Genomic DNA, 2,536 nt, shown 5'->3' with positions numbered 1-2,536 from the left:
CCCGGTAAGAGTGCCTATGACCGGTCTCACCATACGAGAGATCATCGGCCGAGTCGACAGGCCGACCTTCCTTGATCGAATCGCGACAAGCGGCGCGGATTTGCTGGTCGTGCCGTCAGGCGCACCAGACCTTCGCGGCTACGTCGAGATGGCCCTGCGAAGCGGATTCCCCGAAGCCGCACTGCACCTCTCGGACCGCACCCGCGGCTACTGGCTGGAAAGCTACCTGGATCAGCTTCTCACCCGTGACGTCGAAATTCTCCATGAGAACCGTGACCCGTATCGCCTACGACGATACTTCGAGGTCCTGGCTCTGAAATCCGCCGGTGTAGTGAACAGCAAGACGCTGTACGAAACCGCCGGAATCAACGCGAAGACCGCCGACGCATATGATCACCTACTGAGCAACCTGCTCATAGGAGTCGAAATGAAATAACTTGCGCGTTTCGAACCCTCCACAGGCCTGTGACCTGCGATGATGCTCTCGATCACGTATTTGTTACTTCATTACGTCCCCATAGTCGAGGCGCTTCCTGCATGGACGACGAACCGACTCAAGCGGCTTGTCCGGACGACGAAGAAGTACGTCGTCGATCCCGGACTGATCGGCGCTGCCCTTCGCCTCGACGTCAACGCGACGCTCCGAGACGGCGATCTCCTCGGTCGGGTCCTCGACACCTTTGTGGCCGCGCAGGTTCGGGCCGAGCTTCCAGCCGGCTCTAGTAGAGCCCGCCTTCACCACCTGCGGCAGGAGGCCGGACGCCACGAGGTTGACATTCTCGCCGAGCTCGGCGCCGAGCAGGTGATCGGAATCGAAGTGAAGGCCGACGCGGCGCCCGGCAAGAATTCGGTACGTCATCTGACGTGGCTACGAGATGAACTCGGTGAACGCTTCATCGCCGGTGTGGTACTACACACCGGGCCGAGACTGTATCAACTCGACCCGAAGATCTTCGCCGCACCGATATGCACACTGTGGGGTTAGAACGGATCTCGCTCTGTCTTCGGCTCAGAACGGCTTAGGAGTAGAAATGAAATAACTTGCGCGTTTCGAACCCTCCACAGGCCTGTGACCTGCGATGATGCTCTCGATCACGTATTTGTTACTTCATTACGTCCCCTTAGAGCACAGGATCGACCATACGACTGGTCCGGCTGCCCCGCGATCGGGGAGAACATCGGCACCCCGGCGTCCACGGACACCACGGACGCCGCCGCCTCACTGGTAGTGACCCCCAGCCGTCCGGCGAGCTGACCCCATGACGATCCTTCCCTATGGACGGGGAATCTCGACTTCGCTGTCCACGGAAGCGAGATCGTTCCAGTAGGCTTCGCCCGGCATGACCGGACAGTGCCTGTCGCCGGGTTCCACCGGTTCGTGCGGCCGGCCGCGACACCGCCTTCCAGCCGCTCCGGGTAAGGCGTCTGACCACGCTGACCGACCCGGCGACTTCGCCCACGACTCAGGAGCGCGTACACATGAGCGAACGGCTGGACGGCACCGTTGCCCTGGTGACCGGTGCGAGCAGCGGCATCGGTGAGGCGACCGCCCGCGAGCTGGCCCGGCACGGCGCCGCGATGGCGCTGGTCGCGCGGCGCGGCGACCGGCTCGAGCGCCTCGCCGCCGACATCACCGGCGCCGGCGGCACCGCCCTCCCCCTCCCGCTGGACATCACCGACCAGGCCCAGGCCGTCGACGCGGTGAAGCGCACCGTGGCGGAGCTCGGTCGGCTCGATACCGTCGTCAACAACGCTGGGATCATGCTGCCCGGGCCGATCCTCGACGCACCGACCGAGGAGTGGGACCGGATGGTGGCCCTGAACCTGCAGGGCCTGCTGTACGTCACCCATGCAGCGCTGCCGCATCTGCTCACTGCCGCGGACGACGGCCCCCGCCAGGTCGCGGACCTGGTAAACATCAGCTCAGTGGCGGGGCGGCACGCCACCATGGGCGCCGGCATCTACAACCTCACCAAGTTCGGGGTGAACGCGTTCACCGAGTCGCTGCGCCAAGAGGTCACCGCCCGGCACGTGCGCGTCTCGGTGGTCGAACCGGGCTCCGTCGAGACCGAGCTGAGGTCCCACATCCGCGAGGAGATCCGGAACATCGTCATGCGCCGCATCGCCGACATCGAGCCGATGCAGTCCGAGGACATCGCGGACGCCGTCGCCTACATCGTCACCCGGCCGCGGCGGGTCGCGATCAACGAACTACTCATGCGGCCCACCGAGCAGGTCGGCTGACACCGTGTCGCGCGGGAACCCCCGGCGCCCACCGCCGGCGGCGGACCCCCTCCTCCGGGAGGAAGGGCCGGGGTTCGGGAAGAGCCCCGCTGCTGGTAGCGGTGGCCCGTCTATCCACTCAGTCGTTGGGCGAGGTATGAGCCATCAAGATTAGCCACGTGCCACAACGAAACGGCCAAGTTCCCAACAAATAGTGAAGTCGTGGCCTGCTGGGTAGCGGATGTGGCATCCACCTCGGTGGCGGTTCTCGTTACGCGACGGCCGGCTACTCGGCGGCCGTCCCCCTAGGGCC

The 2,536-nt window shown here is 64.8% G+C and carries 2 protein-coding genes and 1 pseudogene; all 3 read left to right on the top strand.

Annotated features, from left to right (window positions below; all coding sequences use genetic code 11):
• Positions 1 to 436, top strand: a pseudogene (locus AC08OQ_RS19240) (ATP-binding protein); the annotation flags it as partial.
• A 39-nt stretch (positions 437 to 475) separates the two neighbouring features.
• On the top strand, positions 476 to 985 hold the full coding sequence (locus tag AC08OQ_RS19235) for a DUF4143 domain-containing protein (protein ID WP_476612301.1): 510 nt from the start codon (positions 476 to 478) through the stop codon (positions 983 to 985).
• Between the two features lie 494 nt (positions 986 to 1,479).
• Positions 1,480 to 2,244 (top strand): SDR family NAD(P)-dependent oxidoreductase, encoded by a 765-nt coding sequence (locus AC08OQ_RS19230; RefSeq protein ID WP_462189294.1) that lies wholly within the window; start codon positions 1,480 to 1,482, stop codon positions 2,242 to 2,244.
• Positions 2,245 to 2,536 lie beyond the last annotated feature (292 nt).

Source organism: Frankia sp. CcCS3 (genome assembly GCF_977927575.1).
The sequence above is the reverse complement of the archived record's forward strand: the minus strand, read 5'-3'. Positions and strand labels throughout refer to the sequence as shown.